The organism is Kribbella sp. NBC_01510, assembly GCF_045040325.1.
Lineage (GTDB): Bacteria > Actinomycetota > Actinomycetes > Propionibacteriales > Kribbellaceae > Kribbella.
On record NZ_CP109418.1, the window covers coordinates 3,877,484 to 3,895,555 of the forward strand.

Here is an 18,072-nt window from a genome sequence, read left to right on the forward strand (position 1 = left end):
CCGTGACCACCACACCCTCCTCCCCACCTCGCCCGGCCGCCCGTCGCGTCGTCATCGCGATCGTCGGCTGCGCGCTGCTCGTCGCTCTCGGCGCCTGGGTCGGCAGCCTGTTCGGCGGCATGATCGACCTGCGCGTCTACCGGATGGGCGGCTCGGTGCTGCTCCACGGGCAGGCGTTGTACGACGCCAAGCTGCCGGGCTCGGGGTTGCCGTTCACCTACCCGCCGTTCGCGGCGATCGCGATGGTGCCGCTGGCCGCGGTCCCCTGGGGTGTCGCGCTGGTGGTCTGGACCACGATCTCGGTGCTGTCCATCACCGCCCTGTGGCGGACCAGCCTGCCGAAGACCTTCTGGTCGTTCATCACGCCCCGCAAGCGGACGGCAGTCCTGGTCGCGCTGACCGCGCTCTCGCTGCTGCTCGAACCGGTCTGGCAGACGATCCAGTTCGGCCAGATCAACCTGTTGCTGACGGCAATGATCCTGCTGGATCTGGTCCGGCCGAACGACGCGCGGCTGCGCGGGTTCTGGCTCGGTGTCGCCATCGGCGTCAAGCTGACGCCGCTGCCGTTCCTGGCGCTGCTCATCGTCACCAAGCAGTGGCGTGCGCTGCGCAACGCCGTACTCGGGCTGCTGGCCACGATGGCGATCGGATTCGCGATCGTGCCGCATCAGTCCTGGCGGTACTGGACCGACGTCATCCTCGACGCGAACCGGGTCGGCGGCATCGCCTACACCGGCAACCAGTCCTTCAACGGCTTCCTGCACCGGCTCGGCAACGACGCGAGTTGGGTGCAGCCGGCGTGGTTCGTGCTCTCGGCCGTGTTCGGCCTGCTCGTGCTCTGGCTGGCCCGGCGCTACTGGCTGGCAGACGAGCGCGTCACCGCGATCTCCGTGATGGCGCTGGCAGTGCTGTACGCGTCGCCGATCTCGTGGAGTCACCACTGGGTCTGGATCATCCCGCTCGGCGTGAGCCTGATCCGCGCGGTCAACCGGGTCTGGGGCCTCAACCCCGCGGTCGTGACCGGAGTGCTCTTCTACGGTCTGTTCGTACTGCGCTCGATCTGGTGGGTGCCGTACCGCGACGACCGCGAGCTCAGTTGGACCTTCTGGCAATCGATCCCCGGCAACTCGCACCTGATCGTCGGCATGATCGCCTTCATCCTGCTGGCGGTCACCAGCCGCAGCCTGCCTAAGCCGTCGTCAACGCCCGTAACGGCGGACCAAGCCTGACCGCCAGGTCAGCATCAACCAGAGAAGTTTCGGCCAGCAGTACGTCGACACTGGCGCGGAAGGCTCGCAAGAGCTCAGCGGTGTCGAGTGATCGCACCAGCGTCGGCTCCACAGCCGCAGTGGTGGCCGCTGGCAACAGATGCAGGCCACGGCCCTGTGAATGCGGCACACCGTGCCGCAAGCACGCCAGGATCAGCACGTGATCGCGTACGCCGCTGATCATGTACTCGGCCTGCCACACCTTGCCCCGCGCGATGCTCGACCGCGCATGCAACGCGTACAGCCACCCCATCCCGATCAGGTCCACCGGTGCCGGCGTCCCCCAGGCCGGCTGCTCCACGGCCTCGCCGAAGAGCAGCCGGAACGTGGGCCCGAGCGCACCGAACTCAGCAGCCGGTGCGAAGGCGATGTCCACCTGCAACGTCGAAGCCAGCAGGAACACCCGATACACCGTCCGGCGCGACCACACGTCGGTGTGGTGGACAGCGCCGTGCTCGGCGTACATCAGTGCCGTGAAGTCAGCCAGTACGGCGTCCTGGTCGGCGTCGGCCGCGAGTCCGAGGGTCAGATCGATGTCGGACCACCCGTCCTCACCTCCGACCGCGGCAGACCCCGTCAGCGCCGCACCGGTGACACGTACATCAGACCGAGCGGCCTCCACCAGCAAGTCGCGCAGGCGGGACCTCTCCGCAACCGTGTACGTCACGACGAGAATAGTAGGAGCAGACCACCGACGGTGTAGGCGACCATGACGACCAGCAGCGGGATCTGACCGGCCAGCGCCTTGTTGCGCGGGAACAGAGCGACGGCACGGTCGTGCGCCGAGACGACGCCCAGCAGGTGACCGCAGACCACGGCCAGCACCTGGATGACCGCGATCGTCGTGCTGTGGTTGGTGATGCCGGTGTTCACCGCGAGCAGACCGGTGCCGAAGATGTTGGCGCCGTTGCTGAGCGGGTCACTCAAGTAGATGAGCGTCCGCTGCCCTTCGAGGATGAACAGCGTCAGGTAGTGCGCGACGACGTACCCGAAGGCGATCGGTATGACGGAGTGCGCGAACAACCGTGGCAGCGTCGTACGGGAGCTGTCCGACAACCGCCCGGCCAGCAGCGTGGCACCGGTGAACGTGACCAGGACGAACAGGATGAACCCGATCAGCGCGGCGGTGCCCAGCCAGGTCATCGAGACGTCCTGGTTCTGGGCCCAGCCGATCCACGCCGTCGAGTTCGAGAAGCCGTCGTACGCCGTGGATCCGAGCAGCGCGGACACCATGCCGACGAGACCGGGTAGCGGCTTGAGACCGTCCAGGTTCTCCAGCGGGCGGCGGACCACCAGGGCTCCGTCGGTACGACGGCCCCACGGCGACAACCGGGACATCAGGGTCGCGTACACCTCGAACGGGTCGCCGGTCGAGAACCACCGATCGCCGAACAGGATCGCGCCGAACAGCGTGATCACGAAGTACAGTGCAAGCCACGCCTGCAGGACCGGGATGGTGGCGCGGTCCGGGGCGACCAGCTCCAGCCAGGTGAAGGCGAAGATGCCCAGCGCGGCCGGCCACAGACCGAGCCACGCGGGCAATTCGAGCACGCCCTTCGACGGCGGCTGCCGGAGCGCCTTGCTGAGCAGCAGGTGGATGGTCCGCAGCGGGTTCAGCGTCCGCCAGACCGGGCCGAACACGATCGAGATCGGCACCAGCCCGACCCAGACCAGGATGTAGATGAACCCGAAGATCGGGTTGGTCAGCCGGTCCACGCCGAACATCAGCGAGACCATCGCGTAGAGGAAGGTCGCCAGCCCGACCAGCCGGACCGCCCAGCGGAACCAGACCGCGTCGACCGTCCGGGTGATTGCGGCAGGCAACGGCTTCCCGGAGGCGTTGCCCCGGTACTTCGGACTCCGCCAGGCCAGCGCGAGGATGACGAACGAGACGCCGATGGCGACCGCGGCGCCCCCGACCGCTAGACCGAACGGAACCGGCAGGTCCTGCCGGCCGCCGATCCCGTGCAGGGGAAGGATCAGCCCGGTCACGGGGCCTCCCGGCCTGGACTGAGGAGCGGAGGGAGCGAAGCGACCAGAGCGACGAGGGAAGGCCGGGAGCTAAGGCCCCGCGACCGCGCCGTGCCGGAGGCGCGGCAGTCCACTGCAGTATTCACGAGACGACGAGCTTGGCGACTAGCTTGCCGCTCTCGTGGGTCTCGATCTCGAACGTGCCCTTCATGTCCGCGGTGAACTTGACCGAGGCCGGCTTGCCCGGGGTGAGCGGCAGTTCCTTGTCGTAGCCGTGGATGTGCACCTCGTCCGCGGCGTCGCTGACCGCGGTGACCAGCACGGTCTGGCCGGCCTTCGCCTTGATGGTCGCGCCGCTCGGGGTGACCTTGCCGTTGGCAACGGTGACGTTGATGGTCACGTCGGCCTGCTCACCGGACGGGTCCGCGGTGTTCGACGGGGAGCTCGTGTTCGGCTTGCCCGGGGTCGGGGTGTTCGTCGGCAGGGCCGTCGGCGTACTGGCGGAGGCGCTCGGCGTGTTGCTCGGACTCGCGCCGCTGTCGGAGTCACCACCGCCACAGCCGGCGAGGACCAGCATGCCGAGGGTGGGCAGAAGTGCGGCGGCGGCACCGCGAGTGAGCGTCGAACGCATCGGTCCAGGAGCCTTTCGAGGGGTCTGTGAAGTTCTCAGGGTGCGGGACACACCCTCTTGCCTGACGAACACAGATAACTCAGTGTTCCCATACAGCCAGTGTCGCAGCCCACTGTCGGCGGTGGCCGCTAGGGTGACGAGACAAGCTATCCCCAGAGAGGAAGGTGACCGGATGCCCGATCGGCTGACGTCGCTGGATCTCACCTTCCTGAAGGCGGAGTCCCCGGCCACCCCGATGCACGTCGGGACGGTCGACATCTTCGAGCCGCCGGTGCACTCCGGCGACGGGTTCGACTACGAGCGCCTGGTCGCGCTGATCCGGGACCGGATCGCGTTCGTGCCGCGGTACCGGCAGCGGGTCCAGCAGGTGCCCGGCCGGTTCGCCGGCCCGGTCTGGGTGGACGACGAAGAGTTCGACATCACCTTCCACGTACGCCGCTCGGCCCTGCCGCGACCGGGGACACACGCGCAACTGCTCGAGCTGGTCGCCCGGATCATGTCGCGGCGGCTGGACCGGGCCCGGCCGCTGTGGGAGATGTACCTGGTCGAGGGCCTGCAAGGTGACCGGTTCGCGATCATCGCCAAGTCCCACCAGGCCCTTGTCGACGGCAACAGCACGGTCGATATCGGCCAGGTCGTGCTGGACGCGACCGCGCAGCCCCGGGACACCCCGACCGACACCTGGGAGCCCCAGCACCCACCGTCCGCGCTGGAGCTGCTCGCCGGCGTGTTCACCGACGCCACCCGGCACCCCACCGCGGTGCTGGAGCTGGCCCGGGCCGAGATCGCCAGCCTGACCGGGGCGACGTCGGTCCGCGAGGTGCTCGGGGACGTGGTCGGCTCGCTGGTCGCGCAGCGCCATGTGCAGGAGAGCTCGCTGCACGTGAAGACGTCCGGTCAGCGCCGGTTCACCACCGTGCAGACCGACCTGGAGGACTACCGGACCGTCCGGGCGATGCACGGCGGCACGGTCAACGACGTGATCCTCGCGGTCGTCGCGGGCGCGTTCCGGGGCTGGATGATGACACGTGGTGAGGGCGTCGGACCGACCCGGAGCGTCCGCGCCGTGGTCCCGGTCAGCATCCGCGACGACGAGGACGAGGAGCCGACCTCGCTCGGGTCCCGGGTGATCGCCTCCACGGTGAACCTCCCGGTCGGGGAGAACTCCCCGGTCATGCGGATGCACCAGATCTCGTATCAGACCAAGGTGCACAAGGACACCGGCCGCGCGGTCAGTGCGCAGTCGCTCGTCGGCATCGCCGGGTTCGCCCCGACCACGCTGCACGCGCTCGCCGCCCGGGTCGCGACCACGACCGTCCGGCCGATCGACGACGTGGTGATCACCAACGTGCCCGGTCCGCAGTTCCCGCTGTACGCCCAGGGTGCGCCGATGCTGGCGTCGTACCCGGTGGTTCCGCTGATGCCCGGACAAGGGCTGTCCGTCGGCGTCACGTCGTACGACGGGAAGGTGTTCTACGGGCTCAACGCGGACCGCACCGCGATGCCGGACCTGGCTGTTTTCGCCCAATGCGTGACGGATGCGCTGGCCGAGTTGCTCGACACCACCACGGGCAGCCACAACCGGGCCTCCCGGGGCCGGAAGAAACCCCGCGGCACTACCAAGAAGGCGGGTTCATGAGGGTCTACATCCCATTCACGCTGCGGCTGCTGCACGCCGCGTGTCACGCCGGCGAGCTCGGCCCGGCCCCGCTGACCGCGTACGCCGTCACACCGGCGCTGCGGGAGTGGTACGCCGAGGGTGACGACGAGGAGCTCGAGTACGCCGCGATGGCGCAGGCCGCCCGTGCCTCGGTCGGACTGCTCGCGGCCGATCCCGGGACCGCGCGGAGACGGGTGGTCGTGGCGGCCGAGGTGAGCGCCGTACCGCCGGCGGACGGATCGGTCGAGCTGGGGGACGCCCGGCTGGAGCTGCAGGTGGTGATCCCGTGGACGACGGTGGCCGCCGTCCACCTGGACGCGGCCGGCGCGGCGGCGGTGGTGGGGAAGGCCGCCGACCTCTGGGACGCGGCCCAGAACGGTGATGACGACGCACTTTTCGCCCTCGATTCGTGCGAGGGTGAAGACCTGTTGTGGTACGCGACACAGGAGATTCCCGATCTGCTCGCGGCGGAGGGGCCGCGCGGGCGGAACGGATCGAGCTGACAGGGAGCTGATGGCGATGCAGGCGATCTGGAAGGGTGCCATCTCGTTCGGGATGGTGACGATCCCGATCAAGGTGTTCTCGGCGACCGAGGAGAAGGACATCTCGTTCCGCCAGGTGCATGTCGCCGACGGCGGCAGGATCAAGTACAAGCGGATCTGCTCGATCGACGGCGAGGAAGTGCCGTACTCCGACATCGGCAAGGGCTACGAGATGCCCGACGGCCGGATGATCGTGCTCGAACCGGACGACTTCGCCGACCTGCCGCTGTCCAGCAAGAAGGTCATCGACGTCCTCGAGTTCGTGCCCGCCGACCAGGTCGACCCGCTCTACCTGGGCAAGTCCTACTACCTGCAGGCAGACGGTGGTCCGGGTGCCAAGCCGTACGTGCTGCTGCGGGACGCGCTCGACGGCTCCGAGCTGTACGCGCTGGTCAAGGTCGCGCTGCGGTCGCGCGAGAGCCTCGGGCTGCTGCGGACGGTCGACGACATCCTCGTGCTGCAGGTGATGCTCTGGCCGGACGAGGTCCGGGACGCGTCCTTCGCCGCGCCGCCCGAGGACGTGGAGATCCGGTCCCAGGAGAAGGCGATGGCGTCGTCGTACATCGACACGCTGCGGGGCGAGTTCGACCCGGACCAGTACCACGACGAGTATCGGCAGGCACTGGAGAAGGTCGTCGAGGCGAAGGCGGCGGGTGTCCCGCTGCCGGAGTCCGAGGAGGAGGAGACGGAGGGCGCCGAGGTCGTCGACCTGGTCGCCGCGCTCCGCGCCTCGGTCGAGGCCGCGAAGGCCCGTCGCGCGGGCGGGTCCGCGGACGCCGAGCCGGCCAAGAAGGCCCCGGCGAAGAAGGCGGCCGCCGCCAAGAAGGCTCCCGCGAAGAAAGCCGCGGCGGTCAAGAAGGCGCCGGCGAAGAAGACCGCCAAGAAGGCCGCGAAGAAGTCCGCATGACCGATCAGCTGCCGACCCCGCCGCCGACCCAGACCGAGATCCCGAAGGACGCCTCGGAGATCCCGGCGGATCCGACCGCGGCGGTGGTCACACCGGGCGCCTTCCTGCTGGAGCTCGTCCCGGTCCCGGTGACGGACGTGGACCGGGCCAAGCGGTTCTACTCCGAGCAGGCCGGCTTCCACGTCGACGTCGACGTCTCCCCGGCGGACGGCGTACGCATCGTCCAGCTCACCCCGCCGGGCTCCTACTGCTCGATCACCCTGGTCACCGGCCTGCCCCAGCTCGACATGCCACCCGGCACCCTGCGCGGCCTGCACCTCGTGGTCAAGGACATCGAGGCCGCTCGCGAGGAGCTGATCAAGCGCGGCGTCGACGTCAGCGAGACCGAAGACCTCGGGGGCGTCTTCTACGCCTGGTTCGAGGACCCCGACGGCAACACCTGGGCCCTCCAGCACATGCCCTGGCGTCCCTGACCTACGCCCGCTCGGGGACCCCTTCAGGTGAAACGTATGCTACAAATGAGGTCGCCGTGAGAGCGGACCAGTCGGGTTCGTGGTCCGGGGGTTCGGCGTGGCACGATGCTCGTGTCACCTAGTGGCAGCGCGCGCCGCCCACCCGCAGCGGCGCCCCGCAGCACGGTCCACCACACGATCGAGGAGCCTCGCACTATGGATGCCGTCACCACCGTTCCGACGCCTGCCAACGAGCCCGTCAAGGGGTATGCGCCCGGTTCGGCCGAGCGCGCGAGTCTGGAGTCGAAGCTCAAGGAGTTCACCGCGGCGGGTGCGATCGACCTGACCTGCACGATCGGCGGCGAGCAGAAGCTGGGTGGCGGCACGCCGGTGGAGGTGGTGCAGCCGCACAGGCACGCGCACGTGCTCGGCACCCTCGGCAACGCGACTGAGGCCGACGGCCGGGCGGCCGTGGTCGCGGCGCTCGCGGCTGCTCCGTCGTGGCGGTCGCTGTCGTTCGACGACCGCGCCGCGATCTTCCTGAAGGCCGCCGATCTGCTGGCCGGCCCGTGGCGCGACACCTTGAACGCGGCCACCATGCTCGGCCAGTCGAAGACGATCCAGCAGGCCGAGATCGATGCGGCCTGTGAGCTGATCGACTTCCTCCGCTTCAACGTGGCCTTCGCGCGGCAGCTCGTCAGCGACCAGCCGATCTCGTCCCCGGGGGTGTGGAACCGGGTCGACTACCGCCCGCTCGAGGGCTTCGTCTACGCGATCACCCCGTTCAACTTCACCGCCATCGCCGGCAACCTGCCGACCGCGCCGGCGCTGATGGGCAACACCGTGGTCTGGAAGCCGTCTCCGACGCAGCAGCTCGCGGCGCACTGGACGATGCGGCTGCTCGAGGCCGCAGGCCTGCCGGCCGGCGTGATCAACCTGGTCACCGGCGACGGCCTCGAGGTCAGCAAGGCCGCGCTGACCCACCCGGATCTGGCCGGCATCCACTTCACCGGCTCGACCAGGACGTTCCACTCGCTGTGGGGCACGGTCGGCACGAACATCGCGTCGTACAAGACCTACCCGCGGCTGGTCGGCGAGACCGGCGGCAAGGACTTCATCCTGGCGCACCCGTCCGCGGACCCGGCGGTGCTGAAGACCGCGATGGTGCGCGGCGCGTTCGAGTACCAGGGCCAGAAATGCTCCGCCGCGTCGCGTGCGTACGTCGCCCGCTCGGTGTGGGACCGGATCCGCGACGACCTGGTCGCCGAGACCGACTCGCTGACCATGGGCGACGTCACCGACCTGTCGAACTTCATCGGCGCTGTGATCGACGACCGCGCGTTCGCCAAGCACAAGGCGGCCCTGGACCGGGCCCGCGCGACCGACTCCATCGAGGTCGTTGCCGGTGGCACCTATGACGACAGCGAGGGGTACTTCGTCCGGCCGACGCTGCTGGTCTCGGCCGATCCGACCGACGAGATCTTCAGCACCGAGTACTTCGGCCCGATCCTCGGCGTGCACGTGTACGACGACGCCGACTACGACACCGTGATGCGCGAGATGGAGCACTCTGCGCCGTACGGGCTGACCGGTGCGGTCATCGCGCAGGACCGGCACGCGATCGCCGAAGCCTCGGACTACCTGCGCTTCGCGGCCGGCAACTTCTACGTGAACGACAAGCCGACCGGCGCGGTCGTCGGTCAGCAGCCGTTCGGTGGTGCGCGGGCGTCCGGCACCAACGACAAGGCCGGCTCGATGTGGAACCTGATCCGCTGGGTCTCGCCGCGGTCGATGAAGGAGACCTTCGCCCCGCCGACCGACTACCGCTACCCGCACCAGGGCTGACGAAAGAAGCAAAAGAAAGACGGTGGTGGGGGACCAGGGCTTGAGGCGGCGCCGGCCTAGGTCGCCAGGCCCCGGCGGACGGTGATGTAGAAGGTCGTGAGGTCGTCCAGCAAGGCCTCGACCTGGTTCTGGTTGGTGAGGTCGGCGTCCTGCAGCCAGTCCGAGATCAGGTCGAACATCCCGCCGACCAGGCCGATCGCGGCACTGTGCCGGACGGCTCGCTGCTCCTCGGGTGGCGGGCCGTCGTACCGGTCCCAGAGCTGCACCAGGAAGCCGGCCGCCCAGCGGCGGTTGGTCCGGCGTTCACGCTCGACGGTCTCCGAGATCCCAGAGGCCATGCCGAAGGTGACCCTGGTGACGCGCGGGTCGTCGACCAGCGCGTGCACGAAGGTCGCGAGCAGCCGCGGCGCCTCCTGCCGTTCGTTGCCGGTGGCCTGCGCCGCGGCGTCGGCCACCTGCTCCTCCAGGCGCGCCGAGGTCCGCCGCAGCAGGGCGAGGTAACACTCCTCCCGGCTGGAGAACAGCTCGTAGAAGCTCTTCGTCCCGATGTACGCCGTGGTACAGATCTGCTCGATCGACGTGCCGAGATAGCCGTTGGCGGCGAACAGTTTGAGCGCCGCGTCCAGCAGCTGCTCGCGTCGTTCCGCCCGGCGTTGCTCGGCGTCCAGTCCCCGTATGGTCCTACTCATGCGCTGGACGTTACCCCCGTCGCGGATTCATAACCGGAGCAACTTGTTTCGAACACGAGCTCTTGTTTGTAACCAGGCATCCATGTTCAACTGTCCGTGATCTCGCTGTCACTGAACGATACAACGACAGAGCGCCGTCTTCGGCGGCGGGTGTCTTCAAAGGGGGGGCACATGAAAATCCGCCTGCGCCGGGCCGCGGCCGGCCTGATCGCCGCTGTCCTGCTGACGGCCTCGGCAACCACTGCGGGGACCGCCGTCGCCGCGCCGTCATCGGGCTTCGACGACTGGTCCTGCAAGCCGTCAGCCGCGCATCCCGACCCGCTCGTCCTCCTGCACGGGCTGGGCGGCAACGGCCCGGGCAACTACTCGTACCTCGGCCCGTTCCTGGCCGCGAAGGGCTACTGCGCCTTCACCCTCACCTACGGGCAGGCCACGCCCGCGATCCCGGTCGGCGGCACGGTCTCGATCGCGCAGTCGTCAGCGGAGATCCAGGCCTTCGTCCAGCGCGTCCGGCAGGCGACCGGCGCGGCCAGGGTCGACATCGTCGGGCACTCCGAAGGCGCCTTCCAGAGCCTGTACGGCCCCAAGATCCGCGGGTACGCCGGTCAAGTGGGCAAGGTGATCGCCCTCGCGCCACCGACGCACGGTACGACGTTCGCCGGCCTGGTGAGCGTGGGTGACTACCTCGGACTCGGCCCGCTGGTCGACCAGGTCCTGCAGCAGTTCGGCTGCCCGGCCTGCGACGAACTCCTCGTCGGCGGCGCGGCTGTACAGAAGCTGACCGCCGGCCCGATCGCCCAGCCCGGCGTGAAGTACACGGTGATCGCGTCCCGCTTCGACGCCCTGGTGACACCGCACGAAACATCCTTCATCCGCGAGCCCGGCGTCACGAACCAGTACGTCCAGGACACCTGCCCACTCGACCCGGTCGGCCACGTCGGTCTCGCCTTCGACCCGACCGTCGCTCAGTTGGTCGCCAGCGCGCTCGACCCGGCGCACGCGAACCGCGTGCTGTGCGCCTTCGGCCCGCCGCTGTAAGTCAGGCGGTGCGGTCGAGCTCCTGCAGCGGAGGGTCGACGAGCAGCGCGGATCCGCATTTCACGCAGATCCATTCATCCGGCTCGTCGACCAGGTGATCCCCGGCTTCGATCCGCTCGAACGGCATCACCGCCGCACAGAACACGCAGTACTGCGAATCCTCACCCATGGGCTCCACGCGCTGGCGCTTCTTCCGCATGACGGGCTCACCTCCCGAGCAACTCTTCCGTTCAGGTTGCCACCGGAGCCGGGCCCGTCACGGTAGCGACACTCGGCCCGGCCGGGTCAGTGCGTCCAGTCGCGGGCGAGCTCGTGCTCCTTCTGCAGGCCGGAGCGGATCGCGTCGACGACGAACGGCTCCATCTTCTTGCCGATCAGCGGGACCGCGACCTTCACGTCCAGGTCGATCGCCTGGACCGCCTGGCCGTCGCCGCTGATGCTCGCGGTGCCCTTCAGGGTGACTGGGGTGTTGCTGATCTCGCCGACCACGTCGGCCCGCCGGGATCCGTCCGCGGCGGCCGCGTGCCAGGTCTCGGTCTGGACCATGGTCAGCGTCTGGCCGACGAACTTGCGCGCGATGTCCGGGACGTCGTTGGCCGGCATCTCCCGGCTGACCCGGACGATCGTGTCGCCGCCGGACTCGGTCACCTGCACGTCGTACGACAGCGCCTTGGTCTTCTCGCAGGCCTGCTCGCGGAAGGTGGCGTCCGTGACGATCGCGAACACTTCCTCGGGGGTGGCGTCGTACGACGCCGACAGCTTCAGCTCCATGCCGCACATCATGGCATTGCCGCTCGGTCACCGGACCCCACCGCCGCACTCGTTCGCCGGTGCGGGCTCCCCTGCTACGGTGCCTGGGCAAGCGATTGCCGGACGGAGTGAGGACCGATGGGGCTCGCCGAGCGGTGGATGGCGGTTGGGGTGGAGGGTCGTGCCGAGGCGGTCGCGTCGGCACGTGAGCGGGCCGGCGTACCGGACCTGACGGCCCGCGAGACGTGGGGGACCCGTGACCCGACCGCGGTGAAGGCGATCCTGGCCGAGGCGGACGCGGACCGCTCCCGGGCCTGGCCGCAGACCTTGCTGTCCGACTACACCCGCTTCTGGCGTGATGGTGCCCGGACTCCTCACGAGACCCCAGCCGGCGAGCTACGGCGTCGTACGTCGACCGCCGTGGTGGCCGCCGCGCTCACCGCTGACCAGGCGTACGTCGATCAGGCCGCTGACGGATTGCTCTTGCTGTGTGAGCAGACCACCTGGTGCTGGGCAGCGCACGAGTCCTTCGCGACCGAGAGACACGAGGTGCTGGGCGATCCCGACCAGCCGTACCTGGATCTGGGTGCCGCGGAGACTGCGGAGATCCTGGCCTGGGCCGACCTCGTGCTCGGGCCGGCGCTCGACGACCGCGTGCCGGGACTGCGGCGGCGCCTTCGCGCGGAGGTCCGTCGTCGCGTCATCCAGCCGTTCCGCACCGATCGCCGCTGGCACTGGCTCGGCCTGACCGGTCACCTGAGCAACTGGAACCCGTGGGTCCACGGCCATGTCCTCGCCGCCACGCTCTTCCTCGAGGACGACCCCGAGGTTCGGCTCGAGGTCGCCGACCTCGTCATCGACGGCCTCGACAGATATCTGAACTCACTCCCGGCCGACGGCGGTTGCGACGAGGGCTACGCCTACTGGTGGAACGGTCCCGCCCGCCTGGCCCAAGCCCTCGACCTCCTCGACACCATCACCAACGGCGCCTTCGCACCGTGGAGTTGTACGCCGCTCGCCGAACTGGCCCGCTATCCGCAACGGATGGCGTTGGGCAACGGCTGGTACGTCAACGTCGCCGACGGCTCCGCCCGTCCGGACCCGAACCAGCCCTGGCACCTCCTGCACCGCTGGGGCCGCCATCACGATCACGCCGGCGTGATGGCCCAGGCCGCCGCGCATCGCGACCAGCCGATCGCGCCGGTCGCCGGCCTCGGCCGAGCGCTGATCGGGTTCACCGACGACGCCTGGTGGGCCAGTGCCAAGGCCGATCTGCCGCTCCCGCGATCGACCTATCTCGCCGAGCTGCAGGTCCTGGTCGTCCGCGAAACGGCCGGCTCCTCGAACGGCCTGACCCTGGCGATCAAGGGCGGCCACAACAACGAGAACCACAACCACAACGACGTCGGCTCGTTCATCGCCGCCCTCGACGGCACCCCGGTGCTGATCGACCTCGGCCAGCCGACGTACACCGCGTTGTCCTTCTCCGACCGCCGCTACGAGCTCTGGGTCGTCCGGAGCGACTGGCACAACGTCCCGTTGATCGACGGCCAGGAGCAGCTCCCTGGCGCGCAGTACCGCGCCACCGAGGTTGAGGCGCAAGAGAACTCGCTGGCACTCGACCTGTCGCACGCCTATCCGAAGGTGTTGCGCTACCGCCGGGTGGCCAGTTTGGAGGCGGGGGCAATCAGGATCGCCGACGAGTGGGACGGCTCGGCCGAGCAGCACTTCGTCATCGCCGGTACGCCGCTCGATCACGAGCCCGGCCGGCTCCGGATCCAGACCCTCACCGGCGGGCACGTTCAGCTCAGGTGGGACGCCGGCGCCGCACGGCTGGAGAGACGAGCGGTGGAAGACCAGCTCCTGGAAGGTGTCTGGGGCTCGATCGTGCATCGCCTCGTCATCACCCCCGACCGCAACTCCTTCGAGCTGACCGTGACGAGTGCTCGTGACTGACGCGACCTCACGGGGCCACGTTGAGCAGGTCGAGCGCGGACTGTTGCCGGGCGGCGTCGAGTTTGTCGACCGGGCCGTACCACCGCAGTCCGTACTGGTCCATCGGCGTACGGTCGGCGGCGAAGGCGCGGTCGGCCTGCCGCTGGAGGTAGGCCGTGTACGGGTGATCGGACAGTGCCGCGTTGAGCTTGCCGAGGCCGCGCACGTGGGCGCCCTTGAAGGACGGGCCGTCGTCGCCGCAGTCACCCGACTCGCACGGCTCGCGCAGGATCCCGTCGGCGGTGTGCATTGACGGCGCGGTGGTCGCCGCGTCGGCGAGCTGCCGGGCGCTGGTCAGGTACGCCGTGTTGTTCGTTGCCTTGGCCAACTCAGTAAGTGCGCCGATCAACACACCCTGGTTGTAGGTCCATGCGGTGTCGCCGTTGTTCTTGCAGGTGGACAGGTCGATCCCGCCGTTGACGAGCTGGGAGCCGTTGATCATCCCGGTCTGCTGGAACCAGGTCCAGCCGGCCTGCGCCCGCTGGAGATAGGTCGAGTCGCCGGGGATCCGGCTGTGCAGCGCCGCGCTGAGCTGGATGTAGAGCGAGTTGGAGATCGCGTTCTTGTACGTCTTCGCCTCACTCCACCACACGCCGCCGCCACAGGTGTTGTCCCAGTACGCCGCCATGTGGTCGGCGTCGGCCCGAGCAGTCTGCAGGTAACGCGCTTCCCCGGTCACGTCGTACGCCGCGACCCAGGCGAGACCCCACCAGCCGGTGTCGTCGAGGTAGTCGTTGCGGAACTGGCCTTCCGCGGCGTTGAGGTTGAGGTCGTAGGTCCGGGCGATCGCGTACTTGTAGCTGTCCATCCCGCTGACCCGGATGTTGTCGATCACCGCGTTCAACGCGTTGGCCGAGTTCCACCAGCCGGTGGTGTCGAAGAGCCCGGTCGAGCGGTTGTAGTACTGCATCTGCGCGGTGGCCGCCGCCGCACGGCGATCCCAGGCGTTCCACGTGGTCCGGGCCCACGGCGTACAGGCGATGTCGGGTCGGTCGCCGGCCTTGCCGCAGGCGCGCAGGGCGCCGACGCCGAGGTTGTTCCAGTCGTCGACGTTGTACATCAGTGTGCGCCAACCGCGTTGCCCGGCAGGGATCGCGGTGTTGCCGAGGCGGCTGCCGTCGGTCCAGGTGCGGCCGCCGTCCATCGAGCGGTCCAGCCACACCTCGTCGCCGGGATTGCCGTTCTCGATCGAGGCCCAGCCCATCGCGTCCGCGTCGTCGAAGTGCAGCGAGACGGTCCGGCCGAACAGCGTCGCCGACACGGGCGCCCGGTCGCCGGGGGAGAGCGCGGGGTCGCGGGCGTCGCAGTACTTGTTGCAGATCGTTGCCTGGGTGGACATGTTCACCGCCGGGGTCTCAGGGGCCGGGGCCGGAGGTGGTGCGCCGAGGGGGAAGGCGAGCAGGCTGAGGCTGGAAACGATTCCAACGACCATCACGGATCTCCCTGGGGCGGTAGGAAGAGAGCGGTGTCACCGAAGGTAGGTGGATGCTCACCGCGGCGTCAAGACGTCAGCAAGCCCAGCAGGATCCCGAGGGTGAGCAGCACAGTGAAGGCGATCGCCACCCGCCGGCCGCACTGGGTGCGGCGCCGGATCGCGGTGTGGTCGACGTGCCTGGCGCACGGCTCGACTCCCAGCTCGTCCGCACGCGCGAGGACCCCGCTCAGCCGTGCCAACGCACTACGCTGTGACGCTTGCCTCGTCGCCTCCTGGACGACGCGATGCCGCATGAACTCCCGCGGATCGCCGGTCGGCAGAGTCACGCCCGGCGGCAGCGCGCGCTGCACGACGGCGTGGGCCGCGGTCACCCGCCGCTGCCGGCTGACCGACGGCGGGAGAATGAGATACGCCAGGTGAACCAGGGACGAATAGTCGTCGAGCAGCAGTGCCTCGAGCCGCGGTTCTTCACGCGTGGGCCCCTGGACAGGTCCCGGGACAAGCGGGGTTCGGACCGTGGCGGACATGCAACTCCTTGTATCGGCGTACCCCAGGTCCAACGAACGAATCCCTGACCGGTCACGAACGCGTCGGTTACTCTCGGGCCCATGAGCACAGAGGACGGGGTTGCGGGGCGGTGGGACGGGGTCGACGTCCACTTCGGTGAGGCCGGCGGGCGGCTGACGTACGGCAGTTATCTGCGGCTGGCCGAGCTGCTCGATCAGCAGCGGCTGGAGTCGGATCCGCCGGCCCACGACGAACTGCTGTTCATCACGATTCACCAGGTGTACGAGCTGTGGTTCAAGCAGGTCCTGCACGAGCTGACCGCCTCTCGGGACGCGATGCTGTCCGGTGAGCTCTGGCTGGCCGAGCACCTGCTCCGCCGGGTGCACACGATCGAACGCGTGCTGACCCAGCAGGTCGACATCCTCGAGACCATGACGCCGCAGGACTTCGGCGAGTTCCGGCACCGGCTGTCGCCGGCGAGCGGGTTCCAGTCGGTGCAGTTCCGCGAGATCGAGTTCCTCTCCGGCGCCAAGGACCCGTCCTTCGTACGGCGGTTCCGCGGGCTGACCGAGACCGAGAAGGAACGCCTCGGCCGGCGCCTGGAGGACCCGACGCTCTGGGACGCGTTCCTCGTCGTACTGCAGAAGGCCGGCTTCGACACCGACACCGAGGACGCCACTCGCGACGCTCTCCGCAAGGTCGCCGGCGACCGCGGCCATTACGCCGCCATCTGGGAGCTCGCCGAGGCGCTGCTCCAGCACGACGAGCTCGCCGCCGCCTGGCGGGCCCGCCACGTCGTCATGGTCGAGCGGATGATCGGCACCAAGCCGGGCACCGGCGGCTCGTCCGGCGCCGGCTACCTCCGTAGCCGCCTCGACCTCCGCTACTACCCCCTCCTCTGGGACCTCCGCACCACCCTCTGACCGCCGCACCCGCGCGGTTTGGGGTAAGAAACTTGCACCTGGCGGCAGTTTCTTTCCCCAAAGATCGTGACCGGCCACGCTGGGCGCTAGTGTCACGACGCACGGTCGCGGGCACCGGGTGGCTCGGCGAAGGGACGTGGTGTGAAGCTCTACTCCGACGTGGGAACACAGCGGTTCGGGCAGTTCCTGGGCGACCTGATGCTGGTTGTCTGGGTCTGGGTGTGTGTGGAACTCGGACTGCTGGTGTACCGGATCACGGACGCGTTGGGCGCGCCGGGGCGGAAGGCGGCCGAGGCAGGGGACGGCCTGGCCGGAGACCTGCGGAAGCTGTCCGAACCGATCGGCAAGGTCCCGGCGGTCGGCGACCAGCTGCGATCGCCGATCGACGGAGCTGCCGGGGCTGCGGGGAAGCTGGCGCAGGCCGGGCGCGATGAGGCGCATGCGGTGGAACAGTTGGCGTATGTGCTGGCTGGGGTGACGATCGCGCTGCCGGTGCTGTTCGCGCTCCTGATCTGGCTGCCGCACCGGATCCGCTTCTCCCGCCGCGCCACCGCGGCCCAGAAGTTCATCGACAATGCCGCTGACCTGGACCTGTTCGCACTGCGGGCGATGGCCAATCAGCCCATGCACAAGCTCGCGAAGATCTCCGACGACCCCGTCGCCGCCTGGCGGGAGGGCGACACCGCGGTGATCGCGCAGCTCGCCGATCTCGAGCTCCGCAGTACGGGTTTGAAGGCCCCGCGACCAGGCTGAAGCTACTCTCAACGACATGGCACGGGTGTTGCTGGTCGAGGACGATGACGCGATCCGGACGTCGCTGGGCAAGTCCCTGACGGCGGCCGGGCATGTCGTCACGGCCGTGGCCGCCGGTGCCGACGGCGTTGCGCTGGTCGCGCGGGAGCGGCCGGAGGTGCTGCTGCTCGATCTCGGTCTGCCCGACCTGGACGGCCGGGACGTGCTGGCCATGGTCCGGTCGGTCAGCGACGTACCGGTGATCGTGGCAACGGCCCGCGACGACGACGCCAGCGTGGTCAAGCTGCTCGATGCCGGCGCCGACGACTACGTGATCAAACCGTTCAGCTCGGCCCAGATCGACGCCCGGATCCGCGCGGTCCTGCGCCGCCTCGGACCGGACCAGCAGGGCGAGTCGATGGTCGACCTCGGCGCGCTCCGGATCGACCCACGCAGCCGTGAGGTCACCGTCGACGGGCGCCCGGTCGATCTGACCCGCAAGGAGTTCGACCTCCTGCTCGCGCTCTCCCGCCGTCCGGGTGCGGTGGTCACCAAGCGCGAACTGCTCGCCGAGGTCTGGGGTCTGCCGTGGGGCGGCGGCGACCGGACGGTCGACGTCCATCTGTCCTGGTTGCGGCGGAAGCTCGGGGAGACGGCGGCCGAGCCGCGGTTCCTGTACAGCGTCCGCGGAGTCGGGATCAAGCTCGCGGCGCCCGAGGGTGGCTGA

General features: G+C 69.2%; 19 protein-coding genes. 11 read left to right on the top strand and 8 right to left on the bottom strand.

Features of this window, described 5'->3' with window-relative positions; all coding sequences use genetic code 11:
- Window positions 1–2: 2 nt before the first annotated feature.
- Entirely contained in the window at window positions 3–1,229 is a 1,227-nt protein-coding gene (locus OG558_RS19255; RefSeq protein WP_405071489.1) for a glycosyltransferase 87 family protein, read from the top strand.
- On the opposite strand, the gene OG558_RS19260 is transcribed toward OG558_RS19255, so the two are convergent.
- From OG558_RS19260 to OG558_RS19270, 3 genes are all read right to left on the bottom strand, one after another.
- The gene (locus OG558_RS19260; RefSeq protein ID WP_405071490.1) at window positions 1,189–1,935 is read right to left on the bottom strand and encodes a nucleotidyltransferase domain-containing protein; all 747 of its coding nucleotides are present in this window, start codon (window positions 1,933–1,935) and stop codon (window positions 1,189–1,191) included. The two genes, OG558_RS19255 and OG558_RS19260, sit on opposite strands and share 41 nt — an antisense overlap.
- Window positions 1,932–3,260, bottom strand: a complete 1,329-nt coding sequence (locus OG558_RS19265) for a hypothetical protein (protein WP_329484739.1) — start codon at window positions 3,258–3,260, stop codon at window positions 1,932–1,934. Before OG558_RS19265 ends, OG558_RS19260 begins: the two co-directional genes overlap by 4 nt.
- 121 nt (window positions 3,261–3,381) lie before the next feature.
- On the bottom strand, window positions 3,382–3,870 hold the full coding sequence (locus OG558_RS19270) for a cupredoxin domain-containing protein (protein ID WP_405071491.1): 489 nt from the start codon (window positions 3,868–3,870) through the stop codon (window positions 3,382–3,384).
- 172 nt (window positions 3,871–4,042) lie between these two features.
- Between OG558_RS19270 and OG558_RS19275 the strand changes: the two genes are divergently transcribed.
- The 5 genes from OG558_RS19275 (at window position 4,043) to pruA (ending at window position 9,276) form a co-directional block, all read left to right on the top strand.
- Window positions 4,043–5,509, top strand: coding sequence for a wax ester/triacylglycerol synthase family O-acyltransferase (locus tag OG558_RS19275; protein ID WP_329484741.1), 1,467 nt, complete (start codon window positions 4,043–4,045; stop codon window positions 5,507–5,509).
- Complete coding sequence (locus OG558_RS19280; RefSeq protein WP_405071492.1) at window positions 5,506–6,033, top strand: DUF6912 family protein; 528 nt, start codon at window positions 5,506–5,508, stop codon at window positions 6,031–6,033. The genes OG558_RS19275 and OG558_RS19280 overlap by 4 nt, the downstream gene beginning before the upstream one ends.
- A 16-nt stretch (window positions 6,034–6,049) precedes the next feature.
- Complete coding sequence (locus OG558_RS19285; protein ID WP_329484743.1) at window positions 6,050–6,979, top strand: Ku protein; 930 nt, start codon at window positions 6,050–6,052, stop codon at window positions 6,977–6,979.
- Window positions 6,976–7,452 carry a VOC family protein gene (locus OG558_RS19290; protein WP_328523577.1) on the top strand — a complete coding sequence of 159 codons (477 nt, stop codon included), beginning with the start codon at window positions 6,976–6,978 and terminating at the stop codon, window positions 7,450–7,452. Before OG558_RS19285 ends, OG558_RS19290 begins: the two co-directional genes overlap by 4 nt.
- Window positions 7,453–7,647: 195 nt before the next feature.
- Window positions 7,648–9,276 (top strand): L-glutamate gamma-semialdehyde dehydrogenase, encoded by a 1,629-nt coding sequence (gene pruA / locus OG558_RS19295; protein WP_405071493.1) that lies wholly within the window; start codon window positions 7,648–7,650, stop codon window positions 9,274–9,276.
- Window positions 9,277–9,332: 56 nt separating this feature from the next.
- On the opposite strand, the gene OG558_RS19300 is transcribed toward pruA, so the two are convergent.
- Entirely contained in the window at window positions 9,333–9,965 is a 633-nt protein-coding gene (locus tag OG558_RS19300) for a TetR/AcrR family transcriptional regulator (protein WP_329484746.1), read from the bottom strand.
- A 171-nt stretch (window positions 9,966–10,136) separates the two neighbouring features.
- On the opposite strand from OG558_RS19300, the gene OG558_RS19305 reads away from it, so the two are divergent.
- Window positions 10,137–11,003, top strand: coding sequence for an alpha/beta fold hydrolase (locus OG558_RS19305; RefSeq protein ID WP_329484747.1), 867 nt, complete (start codon window positions 10,137–10,139; stop codon window positions 11,001–11,003).
- Window position 11,004: 1 nt separating this feature from the next.
- Here the strand turns inward: OG558_RS19305 and OG558_RS19310 are convergent, their stop codons facing one another.
- Window positions 11,005–11,202 carry a hypothetical protein gene (locus OG558_RS19310; protein ID WP_329484748.1) on the bottom strand — a complete coding sequence of 66 codons (198 nt, stop codon included), beginning with the start codon at window positions 11,200–11,202 and terminating at the stop codon, window positions 11,005–11,007.
- 86 nt (window positions 11,203–11,288) lie between these two features.
- On the bottom strand, window positions 11,289–11,774 hold the full coding sequence (locus tag OG558_RS19315) for a DUF2505 domain-containing protein (protein WP_329484749.1): 486 nt from the start codon (window positions 11,772–11,774) through the stop codon (window positions 11,289–11,291).
- Between the two features lie 117 nt (window positions 11,775–11,891).
- Here OG558_RS19315 and OG558_RS19320 point away from each other — a divergent pair, with 117 nt between their 5' ends.
- On the top strand, window positions 11,892–13,709 hold the full coding sequence (locus OG558_RS19320) for a heparinase (protein WP_405071494.1): 1,818 nt from the start codon (window positions 11,892–11,894) through the stop codon (window positions 13,707–13,709).
- Window positions 13,710–13,716: 7 nt separating this feature from the next.
- Here OG558_RS19320 and OG558_RS19325 read toward each other — a convergent pair whose 3' ends face one another.
- Window positions 13,717–15,180 carry a glycoside hydrolase family 76 protein gene (locus OG558_RS19325; protein ID WP_405071495.1) on the bottom strand — a complete coding sequence of 488 codons (1,464 nt, stop codon included), beginning with the start codon at window positions 15,178–15,180 and terminating at the stop codon, window positions 13,717–13,719.
- Between the two features lie 68 nt (window positions 15,181–15,248).
- Window positions 15,249–15,710: a hypothetical protein gene (locus OG558_RS19330; RefSeq protein WP_405071496.1), complete on the bottom strand. Its 462-nt coding sequence runs from the start codon at window positions 15,708–15,710 to the stop codon at window positions 15,249–15,251.
- Between the two features lie 81 nt (window positions 15,711–15,791).
- Between OG558_RS19330 and OG558_RS19335 the strand changes: the two genes are divergently transcribed.
- The 3 genes from OG558_RS19335 (at window position 15,792) to OG558_RS19345 (ending at window position 18,072) form a co-directional block, all read left to right on the top strand.
- Entirely contained in the window at window positions 15,792–16,613 is an 822-nt protein-coding gene (locus OG558_RS19335; protein WP_329484753.1) for a tryptophan 2,3-dioxygenase family protein, read from the top strand.
- A gap of 141 nt (window positions 16,614–16,754) precedes the next feature.
- Window positions 16,755–17,366: a hypothetical protein gene (locus OG558_RS19340; protein ID WP_405071497.1), complete on the top strand. Its 612-nt coding sequence runs from the start codon at window positions 16,755–16,757 to the stop codon at window positions 17,364–17,366.
- Between the two features lie 16 nt (window positions 17,367–17,382).
- A complete protein-coding gene (locus tag OG558_RS19345) occupies window positions 17,383–18,072 on the top strand; it encodes a response regulator transcription factor (RefSeq protein WP_329484755.1) in 690 nt (229 codons plus the stop codon).